23 protein-coding genes, 1 tRNA gene and 1 pseudogene are annotated in these 22,997 nt (G+C 60.3%); 13 read left to right on the top strand and 12 right to left on the bottom strand.

Features of this window, described 5'->3' with window-relative positions:
* Positions 1–65 precede the first annotated feature (65 nt).
* The 4 genes from araD1 to chvE all read right to left on the bottom strand — a co-directional run bounded on the left by araD1 (position 66) and on the right by chvE (position 5,088).
* The gene (gene araD1 / locus FHX10_RS01180; RefSeq protein ID WP_063474460.1) at positions 66–1,061 is read right to left on the bottom strand and encodes an AraD1 family protein; all 996 of its coding nucleotides are present in this window, start codon (positions 1,059–1,061) and stop codon (positions 66–68) included.
* A 119-nt stretch (positions 1,062–1,180) separates the two neighbouring features.
* Entirely contained in the window at positions 1,181–2,392 is a 1,212-nt protein-coding gene (mmsB, locus tag FHX10_RS01175; protein ID WP_047614346.1) for a multiple monosaccharide ABC transporter permease, read from the bottom strand.
* Positions 2,389–3,927: a multiple monosaccharide ABC transporter ATP-binding protein gene (mmsA, locus tag FHX10_RS01170; protein ID WP_063474459.1), complete on the bottom strand. Its 1,539-nt coding sequence runs from the start codon at positions 3,925–3,927 to the stop codon at positions 2,389–2,391. Before mmsA ends, mmsB begins: the two co-directional genes overlap by 4 nt.
* 96 nt (positions 3,928–4,023) lie before the next feature.
* Complete coding sequence (gene chvE / locus FHX10_RS01165; protein ID WP_047611463.1) at positions 4,024–5,088, bottom strand: multiple monosaccharide ABC transporter substrate-binding protein; 1,065 nt, start codon at positions 5,086–5,088, stop codon at positions 4,024–4,026.
* Positions 5,089–5,359: 271 nt separating this feature from the next.
* On the opposite strand from chvE, the gene FHX10_RS01160 reads away from it, so the two are divergent.
* On the top strand, positions 5,360–6,364 hold the full coding sequence (locus FHX10_RS01160) for a LysR family transcriptional regulator (protein ID WP_063474691.1): 1,005 nt from the start codon (positions 5,360–5,362) through the stop codon (positions 6,362–6,364).
* A 74-nt stretch (positions 6,365–6,438) separates the two neighbouring features.
* Positions 6,439–6,909: a hypothetical protein gene (locus FHX10_RS01155; protein WP_063474458.1), complete on the top strand. Its 471-nt coding sequence runs from the start codon at positions 6,439–6,441 to the stop codon at positions 6,907–6,909.
* Here FHX10_RS01155 and FHX10_RS01150 read toward each other — a convergent pair whose 3' ends face one another.
* Positions 6,910–7,191, bottom strand: coding sequence for a hypothetical protein (locus FHX10_RS01150; protein ID WP_063474457.1), 282 nt, complete (start codon positions 7,189–7,191; stop codon positions 6,910–6,912).
* A gap of 313 nt (positions 7,192–7,504) precedes the next feature.
* Here FHX10_RS01150 and iolG point away from each other — a divergent pair, with 313 nt between their 5' ends.
* Positions 7,505–8,497: an inositol 2-dehydrogenase gene (gene iolG, locus FHX10_RS01145; protein WP_063474456.1), complete on the top strand. Its 993-nt coding sequence runs from the start codon at positions 7,505–7,507 to the stop codon at positions 8,495–8,497.
* 129 nt (positions 8,498–8,626) lie between these two features.
* Here iolG and FHX10_RS01140 read toward each other — a convergent pair whose 3' ends face one another.
* The gene (locus tag FHX10_RS01140) at positions 8,627–9,850 is read right to left on the bottom strand and encodes an ROK family protein (RefSeq protein ID WP_063474455.1); all 1,224 of its coding nucleotides are present in this window, start codon (positions 9,848–9,850) and stop codon (positions 8,627–8,629) included.
* 229 nt (positions 9,851–10,079) lie between these two features.
* Between FHX10_RS01140 and xylF the strand changes: the two genes are divergently transcribed.
* The 4 genes from xylF to FHX10_RS01120 all read left to right on the top strand — a co-directional run bounded on the left by xylF (position 10,080) and on the right by FHX10_RS01120 (position 13,776).
* Positions 10,080–11,120, top strand: a complete 1,041-nt coding sequence (gene xylF, locus FHX10_RS01135; RefSeq protein ID WP_047614359.1) for a D-xylose ABC transporter substrate-binding protein — start codon at positions 10,080–10,082, stop codon at positions 11,118–11,120.
* Between the two features lie 264 nt (positions 11,121–11,384).
* Entirely contained in the window at positions 11,385–12,698 is a 1,314-nt protein-coding gene (locus FHX10_RS01130; protein ID WP_063474454.1) for a sugar ABC transporter permease, read from the top strand.
* A gap of 14 nt (positions 12,699–12,712) precedes the next feature.
* Entirely contained in the window at positions 12,713–13,495 is a 783-nt protein-coding gene (locus FHX10_RS01125; RefSeq protein WP_047611477.1) for an ATP-binding cassette domain-containing protein, read from the top strand.
* Between the two features lie 204 nt (positions 13,496–13,699).
* Positions 13,700–13,776, top strand: a tRNA-Arg gene (locus FHX10_RS01120).
* Between the two features lie 578 nt (positions 13,777–14,354).
* Here the strand turns inward: FHX10_RS01120 and FHX10_RS35635 are convergent.
* Together FHX10_RS35635 and FHX10_RS01110 are read right to left on the bottom strand one after the other, a co-directional pair.
* A pseudogene (locus FHX10_RS35635) lies at positions 14,355–14,468 on the bottom strand (transposase domain-containing protein); the annotation flags it as partial.
* A 64-nt stretch (positions 14,469–14,532) separates the two neighbouring features.
* Positions 14,533–14,982: a hypothetical protein gene (locus FHX10_RS01110; protein WP_063474690.1), complete on the bottom strand. Its 450-nt coding sequence runs from the start codon at positions 14,980–14,982 to the stop codon at positions 14,533–14,535.
* A gap of 197 nt (positions 14,983–15,179) precedes the next feature.
* Between FHX10_RS01110 and FHX10_RS01105 the strand changes: the two genes are divergently transcribed.
* Positions 15,180–15,533, top strand: coding sequence for an RT0821/Lpp0805 family surface protein (locus FHX10_RS01105; protein ID WP_063474452.1), 354 nt, complete (start codon positions 15,180–15,182; stop codon positions 15,531–15,533).
* A gap of 138 nt (positions 15,534–15,671) precedes the next feature.
* On the opposite strand, the gene FHX10_RS01100 is transcribed toward FHX10_RS01105, so the two are convergent.
* Entirely contained in the window at positions 15,672–15,899 is a 228-nt protein-coding gene (locus FHX10_RS01100) for a hypothetical protein (RefSeq protein ID WP_143541105.1), read from the bottom strand.
* Positions 15,900–15,998: 99 nt separating this feature from the next.
* Positions 15,999–16,199, bottom strand: coding sequence for a hypothetical protein (locus tag FHX10_RS01095; protein WP_063474450.1), 201 nt, complete (start codon positions 16,197–16,199; stop codon positions 15,999–16,001).
* 199 nt (positions 16,200–16,398) lie between these two features.
* Here FHX10_RS01095 and FHX10_RS01090 point away from each other — a divergent pair, with 199 nt between their 5' ends.
* Positions 16,399–17,613 (top strand): phosphotransferase family protein, encoded by a 1,215-nt coding sequence (locus tag FHX10_RS01090; RefSeq protein WP_063474449.1) that lies wholly within the window; start codon positions 16,399–16,401, stop codon positions 17,611–17,613.
* An 816-nt stretch (positions 17,614–18,429) separates the two neighbouring features.
* The gene (locus tag FHX10_RS34890; protein WP_245294557.1) at positions 18,430–18,792 is read left to right on the top strand and encodes a hypothetical protein; all 363 of its coding nucleotides are present in this window, start codon (positions 18,430–18,432) and stop codon (positions 18,790–18,792) included.
* Between the two features lie 74 nt (positions 18,793–18,866).
* Here the strand turns inward: FHX10_RS34890 and FHX10_RS01085 are convergent, their stop codons facing one another.
* Positions 18,867–19,805, bottom strand: a complete 939-nt coding sequence (locus tag FHX10_RS01085; protein WP_063474688.1) for a sialate O-acetylesterase — start codon at positions 19,803–19,805, stop codon at positions 18,867–18,869.
* A 416-nt stretch (positions 19,806–20,221) separates the two neighbouring features.
* On the opposite strand from FHX10_RS01085, the gene FHX10_RS01080 reads away from it, so the two are divergent.
* A complete protein-coding gene (locus FHX10_RS01080) occupies positions 20,222–21,598 on the top strand; it encodes a DUF882 domain-containing protein (protein WP_063474448.1) in 1,377 nt (458 codons plus the stop codon).
* A 45-nt stretch (positions 21,599–21,643) separates the two neighbouring features.
* On the opposite strand, the gene FHX10_RS01075 is transcribed toward FHX10_RS01080, so the two are convergent.
* Positions 21,644–21,919: a DUF982 domain-containing protein gene (locus FHX10_RS01075; protein ID WP_047611492.1), complete on the bottom strand. Its 276-nt coding sequence runs from the start codon at positions 21,917–21,919 to the stop codon at positions 21,644–21,646.
* A 244-nt stretch (positions 21,920–22,163) separates the two neighbouring features.
* Here FHX10_RS01075 and FHX10_RS01070 point away from each other — a divergent pair, with 244 nt between their 5' ends.
* Both FHX10_RS01070 and FHX10_RS01065 read left to right on the top strand, forming a co-directional pair.
* The gene (locus FHX10_RS01070; protein WP_063474447.1) at positions 22,164–22,436 is read left to right on the top strand and encodes a BON domain-containing protein; all 273 of its coding nucleotides are present in this window, start codon (positions 22,164–22,166) and stop codon (positions 22,434–22,436) included.
* A gap of 140 nt (positions 22,437–22,576) precedes the next feature.
* Positions 22,577–22,972 (top strand): DUF1236 domain-containing protein, encoded by a 396-nt coding sequence (locus FHX10_RS01065; RefSeq protein WP_063474446.1) that lies wholly within the window; start codon positions 22,577–22,579, stop codon positions 22,970–22,972.
* The last annotated feature ends 25 nt before the right edge of the window (positions 22,973–22,997 follow it).

The raw sequence follows: 22,997 nt of genomic DNA, 5'->3' as shown, positions 1-22,997 counted from the left end.
CTTAACAAGCCTCCTTTACCGTTTACGAGCATGATCCGGCCGCCGGATGCGGCCAGGTCTTGAAATCAGAGCTGCCGGACGGCGATCTCTTCCTCGGCGGCCACTGCAAGCGGATTGCGGAGCGGCAGGCCGAATTCGGCGACTTCGATCTCGAAGATGTCGCCCTCTTCGGTCTTGACGCCATCGGCAAAGGAAAGGGTCGCCGTGCCGAACATATGGACATGAACATCGCCCGGCACACGGAAGAGGCCGTATTTGAAATGGTGATATTCGAGATTGGCGAAGGTGTGCGACATGTTCGCCTCACCGGAGAGGAACGGCTTTTCGAAGATCACCTTGTCGCCGCGCTTGATGCGCGAGGTGCCGCGAATATCGTCCGGGGCGGCGCCGATGCGGATTTCCGGACCATAGGCGGCCGGGCGCAGTTTGGAGTGGGCCAGATAGAGATAGTTGATCCGCTCGGTGACGTGGTCCGAAAACTCGTTCGACAGCGCAAAGCCGATGCGGAACGGCGAGCCGTCCTTGGAAATCACGTAAATGCCAGCCATTTCAGGCTCTTCGCCGCCGTCGAGCGCGAAGGACGGCGAGATCAGCGGGGCGCCGGGGGCTGCCGTGCCATAGCCGTTGCCCTTGTAGAACCATTCGGGCTGCACGCCCTTCTCGCCGGCCTTCGGCTTGCCGTTCTCCAGCCCCATCTTGAACATCTTCATCGAGTCCGTCAGGGTTTCCTCGGCGGCTTCGGTGGTTTTCTTGTGCATGGAATCGCGCGTTGCCGCCGATCCCAGATGCGTCAGGCCGGTGCCGGTCAGATGCAGGTGGGCGGCATCGGGATGGGTGATCGGCGGAAGGAAGCGGCCCTCCGCATAGGCCTTTTCAAGATCGACGGCAGCGCCGTAGCCATGGGCCTCGATGACTGAGGCAAGCGACTTGCCGCCGTCTGCGGCTTCCATCGCCAGCGCATAGACGCTGCCGGCATTGTTGACCGACTTTGCAGCGCCGCCCGGCTCACGCACGGCGACGACGATCTCTCCGTTGGCACCTTTGATCTGGGAAATAAGCACGTCTTCGATCCTTCTCGTTTCGGCGAAGACAGGAAAAAGCTCCGCCTGTCCGGCTCCATCAGGAGCCGGAATCCATCATTCATATGACTGCGAATGCCTGGCTGGCGCTTCGGAAGCGGTCAGCCCTTGTTCTTATTATAGACGTCGAAGAACACGGCGGCGAGGAGCACGGCGCCCTTGACCATCTGCTGCGAGTCGGTGCCGAGACCGTGGATCGACATGCCGTTGTTCATGATGCCCATGATCAGCGCGCCGATGACAGCGCCGGTCACCTTGCCGACGCCGCCCTGGGCGGATGCGCCACCGATGAAGCAGGCGGCGATCACGTCGAGTTCAAGACCGAAGCCGCCCTTGGCCGTCGCCGAGTTGAGACGCAGGGCAACGATCAGACCAGCCAGTCCGGCGAGCAGACCCATATTGGCAAAGGTCAGGAAGGTCAGCCGCTCGGTGTTGATACCGGAAAGCTTCGTCGCCTTCTCATTGCCGCCCATGGCGTAGATGCGGCGACCGATCGTCGTGCGGCGGGTAATGAAGGCATAGGCAGCAACCAGGACCAGCATGACCATCAGCACGTTCGGGAAGCCGCGATAGATCGACAGCTGATAGCCGAGCGCCAGAATGGCGAGCGTGACGAGGGCGTTCTGGGCAAGGAAGAAGCCGAGCGGCTCAACGTCGTTGCCATGCTTCTCGTTCGACAGACGCTTGCGCCATGCCAGATAGAAGAGGGCGACGGCGCCGACGACGGTGAGGATGATCGAGGTCGAGTTGATGCCGCCCATATCGAAAGCGTTTGGCAGGAAGCCGATGCTGATCAGCTGGAAGGCCGGCGGGAAAGGACCGATGCTGGTGCCGGTCCCCGATGCCGTCATCACGAACAGCGTCAGGCCGCGGAAGACCAGCATGCCGGCCAGCGTGACGATGAAGGACGGGATTTTGTGATAAGCGACGAAATAGCCCTGGATGCCGCCGACAAGCGCGCCCATGGCAAGACATACGATACCCGCCAGGACATAATTGGTGTGCCATTGCACCGTCATCACGCCGGCGATAGCGCCGATAAAGCCGACGACGGATCCGACCGACAGATCGATATGGCCGGCGACGATGACCAGCAGCATGCCGAGCGCCATGATGACGATGAACGAGTTCTGCAGAATGATATTGGTCAGGTTGAGCGGCCTGAAGAGAACGCCACCGGTCGAGAACTGGAAGAACACCATGATCGCGATGAGCGCGATGAACATGCCATATTCGCGGATGTTGCCGCGAACATAGTCTCCGATGGAGACGACACGCCCCTGCTCAGCGATGGGTTGATTGATCGGTGTCATTGCTTCTTCTCCCCTGAGCGCATGATAGCGCGCATGATGGTTTCCTGGCTTGCTTCTCCCTTCGGCAGTTCAGCGACGATGCGTCCTTCGTTCATCACGTAGATGCGGTCACAAGTGCCAAGCAATTCGGGCATTTCCGACGAGATCATCAGAACGCCCTTTCCATCGGCGGCAAGCTGGTTGATGATAGTATAGATTTCGTATTTTGCGCCAACATCGATGCCGCGCGTCGGCTCGTCGAGGATCAAAACATCGGGATTGGAGAACAACCATTTCGACAGCACCACCTTCTGCTGGTTGCCACCGGAAAGATTGACCGTCTCCTGGAAGATGCTGGAGGAGCGGATGCGCAGCTTCGAGCGATAGTCGGTCGCAACCCGCGATTCCTTGACGCTGTCGATGACGGACGCATTCGACACCGCCTTCAAATTGACGAGCGTCGTGTTGTGCAGGATCGTGTCGTTGAGCACGAGGCCGAGCTGCTTGCGGTCTTCGGTAACGTAGGCGAGACCCGCGTCGATCGCCCTGCGCACGGTACTGACGTCGACCGGCTTGCCGTACATCAGCGCCTCGCCCGAGATCTTGTGGCCATAGGCCTTGCCAAACAGGCTCATGGCGAATTCGGTGCGCCCTGCCCCCATCAGGCCGGCGATGCCGACGACCTCGCCCTTCCGGACTGTGATGTTGATATTGTGCAGAACCTGGCGGTCGCGGTGCTGCTGGTGATAGGCGTTCCAGTTCTTCACTTCGAGAATGGTTTCGCCGATCGGCACCGAACGCGGCGGATAGCGGTCTTCGAGATCGCGGCCGACCATGTTGCGGATGATGATGTCTTCGCTGATTTCGTCCGCGTGACAGTCGAGCGTCTTGACGGTCATGCCGTCGCGCAGGACCGTGATCTGGTCGGCGACCTTGCGGATCTCGTTCAGCTTATGGGAAATGATGATCGAGGTGATGCCCTGCTTGCGGAACTCCATCAGCAGGTTGAGCAGAGCGTCGGAATCGCTTTCGTTGAGCGAGGCCGTGGGCTCGTCGAGGATGAGCAGCTTCACGCTCTTCGACAGCGCCTTGGCGATCTCGACCAGCTGCTGCTTGCCGACGCCGATGTCGGTCACCAAAGTGTTCGGAGATTCCTGCAGGCCAACCTTCTTGAGCAGCTGCTTCGTGCGGTTGAACGTCTCATCCCAGCTGATGACGCCGTTCTTGGCGTTCTCGTTGCCGAGGAAGATGTTTTCGCCGATCGACAGCAACGGCACGAGCGCCAGTTCCTGGTGGATGATGACGATGCCGATTTCTTCGGAGTCCCTCAGGGCCTTGAAGTTGCGCGTCTCGCCTTCATAGACGATGTCGCCTTCATAGCTGCCGGTGGGATAGACGCCTGATAGCACTTTCATCAGGGTCGATTTGCCGGCCCCGTTTTCGCCCACCAATGCGTGGATCTCACCCTGGCGAACCTTGAGGTTCACGTTCTCCAGCGCCTTGACGCCCGGGAACGTCTTGGTGATGCTCCGCATCTCGAGGATGGTATTGTCCATAGTCAAAGTTCCAGCGCCCCCAGCCGTTTAATGGCCGGGTAATCATAAAATCGAAGGCCGGAACCCGCAAGCGCGGGCTCCGGCCTCCTGCTCAACTTACTTCAGCTTGTCTTCGGTGTAGTAACCGCTGTCGACGAGGATCTGCTTGTAGTTGGTCTTGTCGACGGCAACCGGCTTCAGCAGATAGGACGGAACGACCTTGACGCCGTTATCGTAGGTCTTCGTGTCGTTGACTTCAGGCTCCTTGCCGGACATCACGGCATCGACCATGGCAACGGTGACCTTGGCGAGTTCGCGGGTGTCCTTGAAGATCGTCGAATGCTGTTCGCCAGCAATGATCGACTTGACCGACGGGATTTCAGCGTCCTGACCGGTGACGATCGGCAGCGGCTGGGCCGCAGTACCGTAACCAACGCCCTTCAGCGAGGAAATGATACCGATCGACAGACCGTCATAGGGAGACAGGACGGCATCAACCTTGGCATCGGTGTAGTTAGCCGAGAGCAGGTTGTCCATGCGGGCCTGGGCCGTTGCCGGATCCCAACGCAGCGTGCCGACCTTGTCCATGCCGGTCTGGCCGGACTTCACGACGAGCTTGCCACTGTCGATGTAGGGCTGCAGGACGGACATTGCGCCATCATAGAAGAAGAAGGCGTTGTTATCGTCCGGCGAACCGCCGAAGAGTTCGATGTTGAACGGGCCCTTGCCATCCTTGAGGCCGAGGCCGTCAACGATGGAGCCAGCCTGCAGAACGCCGACCTGGAAGTTGTCGAAGGTTGCGTAGTAGTCGACGTTGCCCGAATCGCGGATCAGACGGTCATAAGCGATGACCTTGATACCGGCATCGTGTGCCTTCTGGAGAACGTCGGAAAGCGTCGTGCCGTCGATCGAAGCGATGACGAGAACCTTGACGCCCTTGGTCACCATGTTTTCGATCTGCGAAAGCTGGTTCGGAATGTCGTCGTCGCCATACTGCAGGTCAGTGCCGTAACCGGCAGCCTGGAGCTGCTTGACGATGTTGTTGCCGTCGTCGATCCAGCGGGCCGAAGCCTTGGTCGGCATCGCGATACCGACAGTGCCTTTGTCCGCGGCGAGCGCCGGTGCAACGAACGAAGCGACGCCGAAGGCAGCCGCAGCCATCAATGAGATAATGGATTTCATTTCTCTCTCCCTTGTTAATAGAGCAGCGGACGAAAAATCGCCCGCCCCGAAACTGTGGCAGGTTCCGTATTGGATAGTTACTTCAGATGGTGAGAAACGAAGTAGGTCTCCTCCACGATCTCACACGTGTTGAGTGCCAACCAGCACACGGCGGCAAACTGGTATGGATTCCTATAACTGTCAAATAGAATAAGTGCTAACGTGCATAACAATTTTGGTATATCGTTAAAAAGTATTACTTTTGATGGAGCGCAGCGAGGAGGCTGCAACCATGACGATCGTTTCCGAGCCATTTTCGATGGACTACGTCGATATCCACAGTGATAATTTCGGCGATGACAGCCTTTTGCGTGCAGGACTTAAGCTGAATCACCTGCGGATGATCGTCGCAATCGAAGATAGTGGACAGATTTCCGCAGCTGCGGAAGTCCTGAACATCTCGCAGCCGGCCGCGTCGCGCATGTTGTCGGAAATGGAATCAATCACCAAGACCTCGCTCTATGAGCGCGTGGCCCGCGGCGTGGTGCTGACGACCTTCGGCGCAGCGCTGGCGCGCAGGGCCCGGAAGATCCTTCTGGAGCTGCGCGAGGCGAGCCGCGAGATCGGCGAGCTGAAAAGCGGCAAGGGCGGCTCGGTCTTCATCGGCTCGGTGACCGCACCCGCCATGAGCCTCGTCGTGCCGGCGATCAACAAGGTGCGCAAGGCCTATCCGGGCATTGAGATCAATATCCAGGTGGAGACGAGCAACGTGCTCGCCCGCGAGCTGCTCGCCGCCCGCCACGACTTCATCATCGGCCGCATCCCCGACGATCTCAACCCGCGCCTCTTCGAGGTGACGGAGATCGGTATCGAGCGGGCTTGCCTGATCGTGCGCGACCGCCACCCGCTGATGAAACAGAAGGTGAGCAGCCTTTCCGACGTCAGGGATTATGACTGGGTGTTCCAGCCGCCGGGCACGCTGCTGCGCCGCACGATCGAGGACGTTTTCCTGTCGCGTGGCGTGGCGCTGCCGGAGAATATCGTCAACACCTCGTCGCTGCTTCTGACCTGCGCCATCATCTGCGAAACCGATGCGATCGCGCCCGTCGCCGTCGACGTCGCCCAGTTCCTGGCGAGCCAGAGCTCGAATGCCTCCGATGTGCGCATGCTGCCGATCGATTTCGACATCAACGTCAAGCCCTACAGCATGATCACCGCGAGAGAACGGGCGCTGCCGCCGAGCGCAAGGCTGCTCTACGACATCATCCTCGAGGAGAGCCGCAAGCAGGCCGGCTGACAAGCCGGCGGACAAGCCCGCAAGCCCTGCGCCATCTTGCTCTCTTCTAATACCTGCTTCGAAAGGGAGGCGTGATGCTGTTCGGGCAGTCGGTATTTCAATCAGTCCTCGAGCGGCTGAAGGCGGAGGACGAGACGGCCGAAGACGCCGATGCGCCGGCCGCCCATCGCGTTTCCGGCCTCGGCACCGGCCTTGCCTTCGATGTCATGGAGGGCGTCTCAGCTGCCTCGCAGCGCGTCGGCCAGGCCTATTTCGACAATCTGGATCTCGATGCCGCCGCTGGGGTCGTGGAAAAGCCGGCGCCTGCGCCTCCAGCCGAGCCCGCCATGCCGGATCATCTCGCCCGCACGACACCGCAGGAGGTTGCCGCCGAACTGGCGATCTCCGCCGCCGATACGCCGCTGACACTGCGCGAGAAGCGCCGCGCCTTCGCCCGGGCCAATCACCCCGATGGCGTCGCGCTGCCCTTCCGCGACAATGCGACGAAGCGGATGATGCTGGCCAACCTGCTGATCGACGAAGCACTGCGCCGAATCGGCCGCTGACTATTCCGCGGGCCCGTCCTTCGAAGGTTTTTCAGCGGTCGCCGCGGGTTCGTCCTCGTCCTCGGCGTCGGGCTGCACGGGTGGCTCGATGACCGGCGGCTGCGGATTGAAGGTCCAGAACAACATATAGAAGGAATAGGCGCCTGCCCCGCCCGCGAGCACGCCCCAGAACGGATCGCCGGTGACGAATTCGACCACGGCCCAGCCGAAGCAGACGGCAATAATGGCAACACGCACCCAAAGATGACGGTATGCCGGATGGTTCGGATCGATGATTTGCATTCCTGCCCCGCGGTCGCATATGTCGCACCGCCTTCGGCCCGTGCTGCGATTGTCTCTAGAACCTTTCCTGATCAGATTAAAGTATTCTCTTGGCTGAAAGACCGGGCATCTTTACGCCAGGATCAGAGACTATCGGCTCTGCCTCGACCAAAACCCGGCCCGGTAGAAGACTTCAATCCGACCAGGAAGGCTCTGGTTCGAATCTTGCAAATGTGAAAGATCCGCGGGCTTGACGTGGTCCGCAGAAGATGGAATGAAAATTCCAGATTTTTGGCAATTCGGTTTATTTGTTCCGAATTCAAGGGAGGTTAGAATGACAGTGAGATTTGGTCTTCTCGGCGCCGGCCGCATCGGCAAGGTCCATGCAAAGGCCGTCAGTGGCGACGCCAATGCGACGCTCGTCGCGGTCGCCGACGCCTTTCCGCAGGCTGCCGAAGCGATCGCCTCCGCCTATGGCTGCGAAGTCCGCACCATCGAGGCGATCGAAGCCGCCAAGGATATCGACGCCGTCGTCATCTGCACGCCGACGGATACACATGCCGACCTGATCGAACGCTTCGCCCGCGCCGGCAAGGCGATCTTCTGCGAAAAGCCGATCGATCTCGACGTCGCCCGCGTCAAGTCCTGCATCAAGGTGGTGGAAGAGACCGGCGCCAAGCTGATGGTCGGCTTCAACCGCCGCTTCGACCCGCATTTCATGGCCGTGCGCAAGGTCATCGACGACGGCAAGATCGGCGATGTCGAGATGGTGACGATCACCTCGCGCGACCCCGGCGCCCCGCCGGTCGATTACATAAAGCGCTCGGGCGGCATCTTCCGCGACATGACGATCCATGACTTCGACATGGCCCGCTTCCTGCTCGGCGAAGAGCCGGTCTCGGTTCTGGCGACCGCTGCCGTGCTCGTCGACAAGGCGATCGGCGAAGCCGGCGACTATGACAGCGTCTCGGTGATCCTGCAGACGAAATCGGGCAAGCAGGCGGTGATCTCCAACTCCCGCCGCGCCACCTACGGCTATGACCAGCGCATCGAAGTGCATGGCGCAAAGGGCATGGCTGCGGCCGAAAACCAGCGTCCTGTTTCGATCGAGGTGGCAAACGGCGACGGCTACACCCGCCCGCCGCTGCATGATTTCTTCATGACCCGTTACACCGAAGCCTATGCCAACGAGATCGCAGCCTTCATCGCCGCGATCGAGAAGGGTTCGAAGATCTCGCCGTCTGGCGCAGATGGCCTCGCAGCGCTGGCGCTCGCCGATGCCGCGGTTCAGTCCGTCAAGGAAGGCAAGCTCATCAAGATCGGCTGACGGCCCTCTCCCGACCGGAAGCCATGCATGAGATGGCCGGGCATTTGCCCGGCCATTTCGCGTTTGGTGGCGTTTGACTCTATGTCGGAGAAAGGACACCTGCTCCCCATGCATTTCAGCAACGCGCCCTCATTCCGCGCTCTGTACGCCCGAGAGTACGATATCCTGATCGATCACCGATAGCGCCCGGTTCAGATGGCCTTCGAAGACGAGGATCTGTTCTTCGGGGACCACCCTGATCTCGGGCATGCCCTCCATGCGCACGACATGCGATTGCCCGAGGCCCTCTTCGATCCCCTGGCGGAGAAGGTCGTAATAACGTGTGCCCGGGCCCGTGATGGCGATCGGCATGCGCTCGGTCAGGCTCAGCATGCGCGACAGGCCGTTGCCGAGCGCCAGCCCTGCCTGGCGGAAGGCGAAGGCGGAGATGCGGTGACCCTGGCGCGCCTTGGCGGCGATCTTGTCGAGTTCCGCCACCGGCACGAATTTGGCCGGGATGGTATCGAGCGGCACTTCGAAGGCGCTGCGCAGGATGGCGTAAAAACCGGCATAGGCCTCGATGCAGCCGCGTGTGCCGCAGCGGCAGAGGCCGCCATTGGCCATATGCAGCATGTGCCCGAAATTGGGGGCCGAGATCTCCTGGCCCGTCTGGTTGCCGCGCCGGACGATGCCGAGCCCGATGCTGTGGCCGAGCGAAAGGGCGGCGAGCGAGCGGAAATCGGCGCCCTTCATATTTTCTTCACGCGCGCCGAGCGCTGCGGCGACTAAAAGCGTCTCGTTATCCAGGATTACCTTGGCCTGCCATTCCGGCCGGAGCGCCGATTCGAAATCGATCTGCTCGCTGCCGAAGATGGGCGACCAGACTAGAACCGGCTCGGTGGAGTTGACCAGCCCCTTGCTGCTGATCGAGATCAGCAGCACCTTTTCCTGCGTAATCTTCGAACGATCGAGAATGCGCGAAAGCCCGGCGCGTACTGCTGCGACGAAGCGCACGGCACCCGCCGGATCATGCGAACGCTCCTCGCTGAAGCGGTCGATCAGCTTGCCGGCATAATCCACAAGCGAATATTGCACCGCATCCGAGGAGATGATGACGACGATGAGATAGCCGCAATCGCGCCGCTGGCGCAAAAGCACGCGCGGCCGGCCACGCCCGCTTGCCGGCTGCTGCTCGGATTTCTCGATGATCTGGGCTTTTTCCAAGTCGGCGGTGATCGCCGAGATGGTGGCTGAGGAAAGCCCGGTGGAATCGGATATTTCGGTATGGGCGAGCGCGCCGTGGCGGCGCAGCACGGACAGCACGAGCACGCTGTTTCTCTGCCGGACCAGCTCCGTGCTCGACTTGGTCAGCATGAATGCCGCCCTCTCCTCCTGCTTGCTCTTCCCGTGGTTTCCACTGCATCTCCGGCTGCTGTTGCGCAAGCGAATTAAGCCGGTAGTGCAGTGTTGACAGTTGAAAAAATCTCTGACACTAAATTTCTCGACTGTCGAGAAAAAAATCCAAACCTTTCCCGACAGGCTTTTTCGCGGTGGCCGGAGGAAGCATGGGCTGGGCCGGCCGCAACTCACTCGGGAGGACATTATGAAGTCTATTTTCAAATTGATGGCCGGCGCTGCCATCCTCGTTTCCGTACATACCGCTGCCATGGCTGCCGATCTCGTCGTCGGTGTTTCCTGGTCGAATTTCCAGGAAGAGCGCTGGAAGACGGACGAAGCCGCCATCAAGAAGGCTCTCGAAGCCAAGGGCGCCAAGTATATTTCCGCTGACGCGCAGTCTTCTGCCGCAAAGCAGCTCACCGACGTCGAATCGCTGATTTCGCAAGGCGCCAACGCGCTGATCATCCTCGCTCAGGACTCCGACGCAATCGGCCCGGCCATCGAAAAGGCCGCTGCTGAAGGCATTCCGGTGGTCGGCTACGACCGCCTGATCGAAAACCCGGCTGCCTTCTACATCACCTTCGACAACAAGGAAGTCGGCCGCCTGCAGGCTGAAGGCGTCTTCAAGGCCAAGCCGGAAGGCAACTACGTCTTCATCAAGGGCTCGTCTTCGGACCCGAACGCCGACTTCCTGTTCTCGGGCCAACAGGAAGTGCTGAAGGCCGCGATCGACGCCGGCAAGATCAAGAATGTCGGCGAAGCCTATACCGACGGCTGGCTGCCGGAGAACGCCCAGCGCAACATGGAGCAGTTCCTGACCGCCAACAACAACAAGGTTGACGCCGTCGTCGCTTCGAACGACGGCACGGCCGGCGGCGCGATCGCAGCGCTCGACGCGCAGGGTCTTGCCGGCTCCGTTCCGGTTTCCGGCCAGGACGGTGACAAGGCGGCGCTGAACCGCATCGCTCTCGGCACGCAGACGGTTTCCGTCTGGAAGGACAGCCGGGAACTCGGCAAGCGCGCCGCAGAAATCGCTCTAGACCTCGCCGGCGGCAAGGACATGAGCAAGATCGACGGCGCCCAGGCTTTCAAGGGCGGCCCGAAGGGTGTTGAAATGCAGTCGGTCTTCCTGAAGCCGCTGGCGATCACCAAGGACAACCTGAACGTCGTCATCGACGCCGGCTGGATCTCCAAGGCGGAAGCCTGCCAGGGCGTCAAGGCCGACACCGTCGCTGCCTGCAAGTAAGCCGCGGCTGTAATTGAAATTGCCGGCGCCGCAGCGCAACATCGCTGCGGCGCCGGACGCGGATGAGAATTCCAACGACGAAGTTTTCTCCGCCTCGCCGCACCATCGCGGGTTTTCATTCCCTGCCGGAAGGGTGTCGCGACGCCACGCGACCGGTTTCCGCAAGCATCGCGATGGTTAGTTGAAGAACAGACGCATGACGCCGATGGCAGATTCGGGCACGCCGGCGCGTCCGTCCAAACACAGTGGGGGAACGGCAAACCCATGGCCGAAATGGTAAAATCCACAACATCAAGCGGGCCGCGAACGGCGGAAGCCAATCCGGTGACCCGCTTCTTCCGCGCCACCGAGATCGACACACGCCTGCTCGGCATGATCGGCGCGCTCATCATCATCTGGATCGGTTTCCACATCATCACCGGCGGCCTGTTCCTGACCCCGCGCAATCTCTGGAACCTCTCGGTTCAGACGACCGACATCGCCATCATGACGACGGGCATGGTGCTGATCATCGTCACCCGCAACATCGATCTTTCGGTCGGTTCCGTGCTCGGCCTCTGCGGCATGATCATGGGTGTCACGCAGGCCAAGATCCTGCCGGAATATATCGGCTTCGACAGCCCCTTCACCTGGGCGATCACGCTGCTGATCGGCATCGCAGCCGGCTTCCTGATCGGCGCCTTCCAGGGCGTCATCATCGCCTTCCTGAACGTTCCCTCCTTCATCGTCACCCTCGGCGGCCTGCTCGTCTGGCGCGGCGCGACCTGGCTCGTCACCAGCGGCCAGACGGTTGCGCCGATGGACCAGACCTTCCGCATCATGGGTGGCGGCGCCGAAGGCTCGATCGGCGCCACCTGGAGCTGGATCGTCGGCATCGCCGCCTGCCTCTTCGTCATCGCCAGCATCATCGGCTCGCGCCATCAGCGCCGCCGCTTCGGCTTTCCGCGCCGGCCGATCTGGGCGGAATATTTCCTCGCCATCCTCAGCTGCTTCCTGATCCTCGGCGCCGTCTCGATCGCCAACAGCTATTACTGGCCGATCAATATCGCCAAGAAATATGCCGAGACCAACAATATCCCCTGGCCGGAAACGGGCCTCGATATTCCCTACGGCATCGCCGTGCCGGTGCTGATCGCCATCGTGGTCGGCATCATCATGACCTTCATCGCGACACGCCTGCGCTTCGGCCGCTATGTCTTCGCGATCGGCGGCAACCCCGAGGCGGCCGAACTCGCCGGCATCAAGACCCGCTGGGTGACGGTGCGCATCTTCGCGCTGATGGGTGTACTCGCAGCCATCGCGGCGGCGATATCAACCGCCCGCCTCAACGCCGCGACGAACTCGCAGGGCACGCTCGACGAGCTCTACACCATCGCCGCCGCCGTTATCGGCGGAACGTCGCTGGCAGGCGGCACCGGCACCATCGCCGGCGCCATGCTCGGCGCGCTCGTCATGCAGTCGCTGCAGTCGGGCATGGTGCTCGCACATGTCGACACGCCGCTGCAGAGCGTCGTCGTCGGCACCGTCCTTGTCGTGGCGGTCTGGCTCGACACCGTCTACCGCGCCCGTGCCAAGTGAGAGGAGCCCTGGATATGGCTGATCAACGCACTCCCCTCGTGGAACTGAAAAACATCTCGATCGCCTTCGGCGGCATTCACGCCGTGGACAATGCCTCGGTCGATCTCTACCCCGGCGAAGTGGTCGCCCTGCTCGGCCATAACGGCGCCGGCAAGTCGACGCTCATCAAGATCCTCTCCGGCGCCTACAAGCGCGATGGCGGCGAGATCCTGATCAACGGCGAGCCGGCCGACATCCGCAATCCGCGCGATGCCAAGAAATACGGGATCGAGACGATCTACCAGACGCTCGCCGTCGCCGACAATGTCGACGCCGCCGCCAACCTCTATCTCGGCCGCGAGCTGAAGACCCGCTGGGGCACGCTCGACGACGTGGCGATGGAGGCCTCGGCCCGCGAAGTGATGGGGCGGCTCAACCCCAACTTCAAACGCTTCAAGGAGCCGGTGAAGGCGCTCTCGGGCGGCCAGCGGCAATCGGTGGCGATCGCCCGCGCCATCCTCTTCAACGCCCGCATCCTGATCATGGACGAGCCGACGGCAGCGCTCGGCCCCCAGGAGACGGCGCAGGTGGGCGAACTGATCAAGCAGCTGAAGAAGGAAGGCATTGGCATCTTCCTCATCAGCCACGACATCCACGACGTCTTCGACCTCGCCGACCGCGTCTCGGTGATGAAGAACGGCCAGGTGGTGGGCCACGCCCGCACCGAGGACGTGACCAAGGACGAGGTGCTGGGCATGATCATCCTCGGCAAGGTGCCGCCGAAAGCCATCCCCGGCCCCGGCGCCATGCAGATCTGACCGCCACCAGGCGACAGCCCACGACAACAACGCTCCGCCGCCCGCAAGGCCGGCGGAGTTTTTTATGCGTTCTCACAGGCTGACGGATAAAAACACCCGCCAAACCGCAAGCATCGGTATTTCTGAGAATTTCGCGATTGAAGCCGGCCGCAAGCTAGGCTAAGAACCACCCATCGGACAGGCGATTCAAACCGCCTTCGGCATGCACCCGTAGCTCAGCTGGATAGAGTGTTGGATTCCGATTCCAAAGGTCACAGGTTCGAATCCTGTCGGGTGCGCCACCGTTTTGAAGACTGCCCCATAGCCATAAGCTGCGCCCCCTTAGCCTTTTCACCTGGTCGAGGGTCCATGGCCGACGAGGAGACAGCTCGGCCCTCCACTTCAACAAGCGGGCACGCGCGCCTCGGACGCGAGAGCATGGATGTAGGCCCTGCGCAATCCTTCCTGCGCCTGTTTTTTTGTAAGCGCGTTGACCCTCGAAGCGTCCGCCACAACCCTGACGTAGAGGCACAATGCAACTCAATTGATGGTGTCACCTCGGCTGCTGACATCGACGAATTATTGCGAGTGAGTCGGACTTCGGTCCGATGGTAGACAGCAATCTCTCTGCTAATTTCCGTTCCGCTGAGACTGCAAAACTCAGCACGAAAAGGGTGTCTGCCCCTGATCCGGAGCACCCTTTTCAAACTCGTTTTCGGGAATCCCCCTTAACCCTCGGCACCGACGGTTCGCGGGCGGCCAACCTCCCGATTGATCATGGGCATAGGTACTCTGTCGGAGCATCCTGCGTGCGATGGTGTTGCCAGTTCCAACACATCTTAAGCGGGCCGTCGTCAAAGTCGAAGTCTGTGATTTCCTTCCACGGCAATAGCTTATCTATGGCAGTGAGTGTGGCGGTGAGATAGGTCTGCGGATCGACGGCATTGAGTTTGCCGGTCTCGATGAGCGAAGCGATGGTCGCCAGTTCTCGTGCCTTGCCCTCGTCTGCAAATCGAACGTAGAACGGGTCGCGCGCGTGAGCACACGTCCTCGCAACATCAGTCCGGGTTTGGTATCGGCTTACCCTCATAGCGCACGCGAAAATTCCTCCTGTGAAAATCCTGCTCGAAGCAGACGAAGACGAGTTCCAGGTCGTTGGCGCTGTCACGCTTCCCGAGGAGGCTGAGCGTGACAACGATAACGCCGCTGTATCCGCGCGTCAGGCGGAAAGCCGCGTTACGGATGTCAGTCCCTTCTGGATCCTTCCGGTCTTCGCGGCGCTCATAAATGACCCAGAAGCAGGCAGCATCCCAAGTCTGCCGCAGGATTTGGCTGACTTCTGCCTTGAACTCTTCGGCATGCATTGCCGGACCCCAAGACAATGCCGTCTCGCCCGCATCGCTAACGACATTGAGATAACCGTCATATTGGTAAACACCTGACAGTGACCGTTCGATCATCTCGAATGCGGTGTTTTCGCTGATTGTTGTTTTGAAGAGAATTGCCATGGAATCGATGCGTGCCACTGTCGATATGTCGATGAGACGACGAGACTACTGGGTGTCGCTTGGGCGAGCAACGGAGACTTGGTCATCACGGTAATCGTAGCGAACGGTTGAAACGCGACCTCGTTTTCTTCAGACCTCGCCAGAATGTGAACTATTCGTAACTTGAAACACAACAGGCAAAGCGCTTTATCCGAGCGATGACTCCGAAGCACTTCATCTCGGCAATGAGCATCGCGGCCTTGGCGGCGTGCTCTCATATCGAGCCGCTTGAGACTCCCCTCGCCCAGTCAGCAATCCAGCACCAGACGCCTTTGACCGATCAAGCGGTGATCGCAGATACAGTCGGTCGCGGTGCTGTCGGTGCGACTGCGCTTGCTTGGGCCAACCCATCGACGGGCAGCGCGGGCGTTATCGAACAGATCGATGCCAGTAACGATGGGCCGGACGGATGTCGCGGTTTTGTAACCAGTCGGCAATCGCTCGACGGCATGACGCGCTTCAACGGCGTAGCCTGTCCGTCTGGGGACAGTTGGAAACTGGGCCGCCAATAGGGTAGCGCTCGACGTCCGGTCTCGCGCCAACGGCATCTTCGCCGTGCTCTCTTCGAATAACGATCAATCGCAAGGACGCCCCCCATGCGCCGGGGAGGCTACTAGCCTAAATCACACGGGAGGACGATCGCTGTTGCTTTACCGCGACGGCTTCAAGGTCACTATGGTCCCGCTGTCGACAATGATCCAGAAACTCCGGACCAAATCTGCCGCTTCGCGACGGGTTGCCGAAATATTCGCTTGGGAAAATGTGACGATGCCTTTTGCCACGATATCCAGCCGGACGATTGCATCGTGTTCGGTACCACTTCGAGGGATGCCAGCTTGCTGGCGCAGATCGCGCACCGTGATCATCGCACGAGGCAACAAGCTCTCGATTTCGCCCGCGGTCGGCGGTCAACTTCATTTGCCGTACAAGTTCTGCGACGAACCCCGGGATGCTGCTCGTCTCCGCAGTTATCGTCATCACCCCTCGAATTCAGCGCCGGGCAGCCAACCGCGCGTATAGCCCTTGCTGATGCATGCCTGGGCCATTGCAAGCTGTTCGCACAGCCGTTCCCGATCCTTGAGCAGAGCATCGATGGTTGCGCGCGGATCCCCTCCGTGCCAGGCCATAGCTGCGTCGACGGGGTTGGATTCCGGTGTCGTATGACGTTCAGCAAGCATGTCAGATCCTCGTCATTTCAGGGAGAGCATGCTCGGAGATAATGTTGCGGTAGCGAACTGCGTCATGCAGCGGAGCGCGGATGCGCGAGCATCGAAAAGCTAGACACCAGAACGAGTCGTAGCAAGGATTCGTTGTCACTACGGTCACATTGCGCCAACGTCATCCCGCTTTTGTGTTTGGGGAGTCGCGAGGGGAACCATGGACGGCGAAAAGCAATCGGAGCCGCCGCCGCGTGTCGCCCGTCTGGTGCTCGTTACGCCAGAGGGTGCCGTGATCGGCCGACTGGCACTGGTCCCGGTTGATCTTCCTTGGTGGCAGGATGCGCAGTCGGTAGTCCTAGCCGTCCGCGAATACTATGGGATCGATGTCACGATCCTGCGGCTGCTGGAGGCAGTTCGCGACCGACCGCACGGTGGGGAGGTCACGTATCTGGCCGAGGTCGCACAGTCCGTTCCGACCGAGGTCTGGGCAGGGCGACTCGAGCCCCACCCGCTGCGCCAAAGCTACGCTGAACCCGGCGGGCCTGCCGCCGATCTCGCTTGGGCGACGCGCATACTAGCCGGGCATGGCTTGGCGCCCGCCGGGATGCCTGTCCAGATCCGAAGCTGGAATCTATCCAGCATCTGGCGCATTCCTGTCGCCCGCCAAACTGTATGGCTAAAAGTCGTGCCGCCATTCTTCGCGCACGAGCCGCGCGTCATCACAGCATTGGCCGGCCGTCCCGTTCCGGAACTGCTTGGCCACGACGGCGGACGCATGCTGCTCGCAGAAATCGCGGGCGAGGACATGTACGAGGCGCCGTTGCCGCGACTGCTCGAGATGGTGACCCTACTGGTTGAGCTGCAGTCATCGTGGACCGGCCGCGTTGATCAATTGCGCTCCATGGGACTGCCGGACTGGGGCGGTCCGGCTTTGATCGCTGCGATCGGCGATGTGACGGAGCGTGCAAGCGAGGAGCTGCCTCGGAACGAGCTTACGCTGCTCCAGCGTTTCGTCAGCGGTCTCGCCGACCGCTTTGCCGCGCTCGAGTCCTGCGGATTGCCTGATACGCTGGTCCACGGCGATCTTCATCCCGGCAACTTTCGCGGAACAGAACGAACCCTTACTCTACTTGATTGGGGCGACAGCGGGATCGGCCATCCGATGCTAGACCAGCCGGCATTTCTCGACCGCGTCGCATCCGAGTACGTGGAGACGATCAAGGAGCACTGGGCTCGCGCATGGCTGGCCCGGCTGCCCGGCTGCGAGCCCGCTCGTGCGGCCGGCCTCCTCGCGCCCATTGCCGCGGCCAGGCAGGCCGTGATCTATCGGCGGTTCCTGGACAACATCGAGCCGTCGGAACAGGTCTATCACCGCCACGATCCCGCCGACTGGCTAAGGCGGACGGCGGCATTGCTGAGGGCGGGGAGTTAGAGAGCATATCCGGGTTTGGATCGGGTGATCCACGCCCGGAAGCCGAACGCCCGATGCCGCTGCGGGAAGCGACCTTTGGCTGAAAGACTGCTGGCCGAGCACGGCCTGAAGTCGACAAGAAACTGCTAAAGAATGGCTTCGCCAGGACGTGGAGCCCGAAGTGGCGGAACGAATTGTGCGACTGATTAAAAAAATCTGTCGGCACGGAACAATTTGCTCCGTTGATCGTAATACCTTCGGGCCGTGCGGAGATTTGTTATACAACAGCCACACGACATTTAGCTGTTCGGCCCACCTCAACCTTAGCCCCGCTCAGAAGCGGGGTCCTTTTTTTGGCATTAGCAGGTCCCTTGAAGTCGACAATACTATTGCCGCGCAGAATTACACCGGAACTGTTGTCATACAAAAGTGTTACTTGGCTCGGAGCGGATCGCGCAGAGGAGTCTCCTGTCTCCAGCAGCACACCCCTTGCAATCTTCGCGATCCGCCCTCTCCTGCCGGTTCGGAGCCATTCATTGGTCAGGAACCTTAAGGAACTTTTCCGGCTATCTACTGTTAGAGCACAAGGATCGCACAGGCGCCCCATAACTGGGGTTGTCCGCTTCCCTTCCTTCCTGTGCGGTCCGTCCTTTCCACAAATAGGCGCGTTTCGGCGGGGCTCCTTTTGATCCTCGGCGAGCAACGCCGGCGCAACCCGCGCCAATATCCGCAAATTGCCGCCGAAACCGGCGTTAGCACAGTGTTAGCGCGAGCCACTTAATGTGGTGGTGACGCCATGGGAAACCCGGTTGTCCGTTGAAAAACAGGACAAGCAGAATGAAGACGAGCCCTGCCGCAGCTTACGGAGATGACATGAAACTGGTTCTAGGCAGCATGATATTGGCATCTGGCATACTGCTATCCAGTCTGTCGGGATTCGCTGCTTCCGGCGGATGGCATTCGGATGGGCAAGGTACGAGATACTGGCATGTCACTCCGCCGCCCGGGCAATGCAATATAAGCCAAGCGAAAAACCGGGCGATTCGGGCCGGTATCTATCGTAGCGAGATTATACAGCAGGATGAGAATATCATCGTGCTCAGAGGTCTGGATGAATCCGGCGACCGGCGAACGATCGGTTTCGGCAACATCAGGGGGTGCCCTGAGTTGGAGGGCCATGAGAATAGTCCAAACTTCTGAGGACATAGAGTTTGTTCAGCTTTCAGAGCCTGAAGCTGAAGCTCGCTAAGGCGCGAAAACCGGTTCTGGGAAGATTATCGCGAGGTTTCCAGTCGGCCATCGCCGCGCAAAAGGTTCAGCCAGGCCCGCGACAGTTTCTCCGCGCCTGTGCCCCCGATATGGCAATCGTCGTAGCGGTCTTCTCCATCGAGCAACGCGTCGGAATTGACGCCCTCTCGGATACCGGGGCCGCTTCTTGATAGGGCCAGTTGCGCCCGTACTATCGCGTTGTCCGGAATATGCTCCTTGAAGCCGCCGTTGCTCGGTTCGAGGCATTTCGATGCGATCGAAATGTAAACCGGTGCTTCGACGCCGTACTGACGCAATGTGTCAACCATCGACATGAAACGGTTCTGGTAGGCCTCCGCAGTGGTGCCGATAACGAGGTCCGCCTCTCCTTGCATCCAGAGGACGTTCGTTATCCGATAACCGGAATCCTGAAGCTGTTTCAATGTATCGACCAGCATAGGATTGAGGTCACCGCCTTTCGCCCATCGTGCGACCTCAGATCCGGAATATGCGAGGGGTGCGAGGATGACGCTGTCATTTTGTCCCGATGCGATCAAATTGTTGCCAAGAAGCGTCCAATACTCTCCCTTGGTATCGGTCGATCCAAGAAGTGGCGACGCGGCGATGAAGCACCGTTTGTCAAAGGCGTTTATAACGCGAGCGCCATAATTTGACTTGTACCGTTGTCCACTGTCGTTGGCCGCGTTCGATTGGCCAAGAATGAGTAAGACAGCCGTTCGGTCAGTTTGAGCCGGGCAGGTCACAAGCGTTTTTGATTCATCCCCGATGAGTCGTTCCTTGTCGTCGAACGTATAACGGCTTGGAGCAGTCGCCTTCTCTCCGCCAACCATTTTCCTCATCGCGGAAAGTTGTGGCCAAGGAAATGTCTCATGTCTCGCGCTCATGCCGCCGAGAAAGTACATGGCGATCAAGGCGGCGAGGCCGACTGCCATTGTTTTGCGCATGCCGTTACCTTCAAACATCATCCGATGACATGGAGCCTCAGACCGATCAAGGCTGCTCCAGCCATGAGGGTTCCTTTACACCAGCCACATCCGCTTGCTTCGGGCATGATCTTTAAAAGAGCGTTCGTCGCGAAGATCGAGCCCAATCGACGACTATTTCTCATAGGGTCGCCGAAACCTGCTCAAATATAGACCGGACCGGTGATTTCAATAATCCGGTTGGGTGAGAGATCGCGCCTGCTATGGAGAAAACTCCCGTTGCTCGTCCATAGAAAGGCGGATTGGGGCGGCGAGGACAGTGTAGGAGCGGAGCACCGGTTACGCTTGTTAGCGATTTGTTGACCATAAGCTGGCTTTACTGGGCGTGATGGATGCGGAGGTTCCCGCACATCGTCGCGTGTTTGGTGTAGGCGGGATTGTTCGTGTTGAAGTATCCAGTGCGAGGATTATCGGGCGCAGGCTTGGGCGGAATTGCCACGCTGCTGTCGCGTGCGGAACGGTTGGTCGCGAAGACCATTCTGCCGGCTCTGTTTGCGCTGCCGGCGCTTGTCGGCTCGGCATCCGTTGCCTCGGCCGAAGACCGGGCCCTGAAGCTGTTCTTTACCCATACCGGCGAGCGGGCCACGATCACCTATAAGCGCGACGGAAAGTTCGATCCCAAAGGCCTTGCCCAGATCAATCGGTTTCTGCGCGACTGGCGAAGGAACGAGCCGACCCGGATGGATCCGCGGCTGCTCGACCTGGTCTGGGAGGTGTATAAGCGCAGCGGCGGCAAGGACTATATCCATATCGTCTCCGCCTATCGTTCGCCCACCACCAACAACATGCTCCGCAACCGCTCGCGCAGCACGGGCGTCGCCAAGAAGAGCCAGCATATGCTGGGCAAGGCGATGGATTTCTACGTTCCCGGCGTGAAGCTTTCGACGCTGCGGGCGCTGGCCATGCAGATGCAGGGCGGCGGCGTCGGATATTATCCGACCTCGGGATCGCCCTTCGTGCATCTCGACGTCGGCAATGTCAGGGCCTGGCCCCGCATGTCCCGGCAGGAACTCGCCCGACTGTTCCCGAACGGGCAGACGATGCATCTCCCTGCCGATGGCCGGCCGCTGCCTGGATACAATCAGGCGGTTGCGAACTACAGGAAGCGCGGCAGCTCCACCTCGATCCAGATCGCCAGCACCGCTGGAGAAGACGAAGAGGTGGGCGCGGCGACCGGGCCGGGCGGCGACACCACAGACAATAAGCTCATGACGGCGCTTCTGCCCACGCCCCGCAGCCGGGCATTGAATGCGCTGGCGCTGCAGACCGGCGCGGTCGAGCAGGATGACAAACGGTCCGCTGGGGATCTTGCATCTTTGCCGATTCCGATACCGGCGATGCGGCCGGCTGCCCTTGAGCACGACGCTGATGTGGATGACAAACTGGAGACGGCATCGATCGGCCCAATTGAAGTGCTTCCGGCCAGACCTGCGCCCGCATTGCCGGGCTACGCGCGCTTCGAACCTCTCCGTGTTGCACACCAGGCCTCCAAGCAGGGCGCGGATATGATCGCCTCCCTGCCGATGACCGCTTCCTGGGAAGAAGCAAGTTTCTTTGAAACGACCACGGACGCGGCGCTGATGAAATGGGCGCTGCATTCTCCCGGCGAGGTGATGGAATTGAACGCGCCTCGCGTTTCCCCCCGCACGGTTCATCGTGAGGTCGATGCCGCGACCTCAGGTCAGGACATCACTCCGGTCGCCGCCATAGACCTGTTCGATGCGAGCCGGTTTGCGTCGCCCCCGGAGGGCTGACCGCAATCATCAAGGCTTGATGCGCTGCACGAGCTTGCAAAAATCTCAGTGAACGACCGCGATGACGCGAATTCCGGCTTCTTCCGCAGCGTGAATGAGTGCGGCGCGGGCTACCGTGGCCGGAATATTGCCCTGGATGGCATCCAGGCATGTTTTTATGGCTGCGATATATTCCTTGCCGTCGTCTGTCGGCCAGGCGGCAATAAGGGCGTCGGCGACCTCATGGAGAGAGCGAACCAGCCTGGGCTTGCCGCCGATGACAAGCATCACAGGCGCGAAGTCTTCGCTCCTGCGCCAATCCACTATGCCGATCTTTTGCATGGATAACCGCCTTTTATCTCGCGCCGATCGGCACCTGATGCTTCACCAGGGAGGTTCTGACTGGAGTTCAGCTACAACGACCGAACCTCCCTGATGTCCTTTCAACAAGGATGAGGAGAATCTAGGCAGGATGGCAGCGAGGGAAAGCCGGACCTAAGTCGGACTGGCGGCCTGAGGACCCGCTGCTCATATAGTGGGTTGAGGCAACGTAAGGTCCGTGGAGGGGACGGAACAGGAGGAGTATATGAAGTTCGGCCCCGAAAACCACAGCCATGAAGAGCGCTGTCCGCAAGGCCATAGTTCGGCATCGACCATCGCAACAATCGAAGCAGCCCTTTCCGCCGATCCGGATCTCGACAGCAGCGCCATCGAGATCAGGATGCTCGGTCCTGTCGTGCTGCTCGAAGGCTATATAACAAAACCCGAAGCCCGGGAAAAAGCCATCTCGCTGGCAGCGATGATCGTCGGCCCGGAGAACGTTCAGGATCGGATGTTGAGTCGATTCCCGACGCAATGACGGACACTGTCCGGCCGGGCTGGAGGCTCTAGGACCATAGTCCGGGCCAGCCCCGGCATGAAGTCCCAGCCCGGGAACACTTCCTCCATTTTCAGGTTTGGCTCACCAGCGGAACCAACCGCATTGAAGGAGGAAAACGGATGAATATCAAAGCAGTAGGAATTGCCGCCAGCGTCCTGTTGGCATCGACATCTGCCTTTGCGCAGTCATCGACGGTCACAGGCGCGGCGGGTGGTGCTGCAACGGGCGCGATTGTCGGCGGCCCGGTCGGTGCTGCTGTCGGCGGCATCGTCGGCGGCGTGGCGGGCAGCGTCATCGACCCGCCGCCGCAGAAGGTGGTGACCTATGTACAGCAGGCTCCGGCTCCGGCCGAACGCGTCGTTGTGAAGGAGAAGGTCGTCGTCGGGCAGCCTCTGCCGGAGACCGTCGTGGTGACGCCAATTCCCGACGATCCGAAATATGCATACGCGATCGTCAACGAACAGCGTGTGATCGTCGAACCTTCCTCCCGGAAGGTCATCCAGGTCATCCAGTGACCGACGAGCGGCTGCGGCCGCCCTT

Origin of the sequence: Rhizobium sp. BK591, assembly GCF_014195045.1 — a bacterium.
GTDB classification, from domain to species: domain Bacteria; phylum Pseudomonadota; class Alphaproteobacteria; order Rhizobiales; family Rhizobiaceae; genus Rhizobium; species Rhizobium anhuiense.
Note: the sequence above shows the minus strand (reverse complement) of the source record. Positions and strands in the feature narration are given on the sequence as shown.

Coding starts and splice junctions, on each gene's coding strand:
- mmsB (WP_047614346.1), bottom strand. CDS start 2,392: ATGACACCGATCAATCAACCCATCGCTGAGCAGGGGCGTGTCGTCTCC.
- mmsA (WP_063474459.1), bottom strand. CDS start 3,927: ATGGACAATACCATCCTCGAGATGCGGAGCATCACCAAGACGTTCCCG.
- chvE (WP_047611463.1), bottom strand. CDS start 5,088: ATGAAATCCATTATCTCATTGATGGCTGCGGCTGCCTTCGGCGTCGCT.
- FHX10_RS01160 (WP_063474691.1), top strand. CDS start 5,360: ATGACGATCGTTTCCGAGCCATTTTCGATGGACTACGTCGATATCCAC.
- FHX10_RS01155 (WP_063474458.1), top strand. CDS start 6,439: ATGCTGTTCGGGCAGTCGGTATTTCAATCAGTCCTCGAGCGGCTGAAG.
- FHX10_RS01150 (WP_063474457.1), bottom strand. CDS start 7,191: ATGCAAATCATCGATCCGAACCATCCGGCATACCGTCATCTTTGGGTG.
- iolG (WP_063474456.1), top strand. CDS start 7,505: ATGACAGTGAGATTTGGTCTTCTCGGCGCCGGCCGCATCGGCAAGGTC.
- FHX10_RS01140 (WP_063474455.1), bottom strand. CDS start 9,850: ATGCTGACCAAGTCGAGCACGGAGCTGGTCCGGCAGAGAAACAGCGTG.
- xylF (WP_047614359.1), top strand. CDS start 10,080: ATGAAGTCTATTTTCAAATTGATGGCCGGCGCTGCCATCCTCGTTTCC.
- FHX10_RS01130 (WP_063474454.1), top strand. CDS start 11,385: ATGGCCGAAATGGTAAAATCCACAACATCAAGCGGGCCGCGAACGGCG.
- FHX10_RS01125 (WP_047611477.1), top strand. CDS start 12,713: ATGGCTGATCAACGCACTCCCCTCGTGGAACTGAAAAACATCTCGATC.
- FHX10_RS01110 (WP_063474690.1), bottom strand. CDS start 14,982: ATGGCAATTCTCTTCAAAACAACAATCAGCGAAAACACCGCATTCGAG.
- FHX10_RS01105 (WP_063474452.1), top strand. CDS start 15,180: ATGACTCCGAAGCACTTCATCTCGGCAATGAGCATCGCGGCCTTGGCG.
- FHX10_RS01095 (WP_063474450.1), bottom strand. CDS start 16,199: ATGCTTGCTGAACGTCATACGACACCGGAATCCAACCCCGTCGACGCA.
- FHX10_RS01090 (WP_063474449.1), top strand. CDS start 16,399: ATGGACGGCGAAAAGCAATCGGAGCCGCCGCCGCGTGTCGCCCGTCTG.
- FHX10_RS34890 (WP_245294557.1), top strand. CDS start 18,430: ATGAAGACGAGCCCTGCCGCAGCTTACGGAGATGACATGAAACTGGTT.
- FHX10_RS01085 (WP_063474688.1), bottom strand. CDS start 19,805: ATGCGCAAAACAATGGCAGTCGGCCTCGCCGCCTTGATCGCCATGTAC.
- FHX10_RS01075 (WP_047611492.1), bottom strand. CDS start 21,919: ATGCAAAAGATCGGCATAGTGGATTGGCGCAGGAGCGAAGACTTCGCG.
- FHX10_RS01070 (WP_063474447.1), top strand. CDS start 22,164: ATGAAGTTCGGCCCCGAAAACCACAGCCATGAAGAGCGCTGTCCGCAA.
- FHX10_RS01065 (WP_063474446.1), top strand. CDS start 22,577: ATGAATATCAAAGCAGTAGGAATTGCCGCCAGCGTCCTGTTGGCATCG.